Annotated in this window: 1 protein-coding gene; it reads left to right on the plus strand. The window is 56.1% G+C overall.

Translation table 11 applies throughout. From position 1 onward, the window contains the following. Positions 1–45: 45 nt before the first annotated feature. Positions 46–330 (plus strand): hypothetical protein (locus tag AC1RPR_RS08610; protein ID WP_481763535.1); only part of this gene is annotated, 285 nt, incomplete at its 3' end.

Genomic DNA, 330 nt, shown 5'->3' on the forward strand with positions numbered 1-330 from the left:
GATCAATAGGTCAGGACCCCTACCCAAAATATACGGAGTACTCACATGCGTACCAACAAGATTCAAACGTATGCGGCTAAGAAGCCTATGGTCAACGCTTCTGAATACCGCTTTGACGGCTCGCAGGAACGCGCTGTCGGCGCGAACGGTGAGCTTAACGCAAGCTCGAAGCGCGAACTTCTGAACCGCCAGATGGAATTCCTGACCGCGAGCGCGAACGGTGAAGTCGCTAGCGACGCAGTGTTCGCATCGGCAGAACAAGGCGCGAAGGTCAGCCGTGAGCTGGTCGAAGCCGCTTTCAACGACAAGGAAGCTCACCGCGTTCTCGGT

The sequence above is a fragment of the Dellaglioa sp. CoH-57-MRSF-22 genome (genome assembly GCF_056781895.1).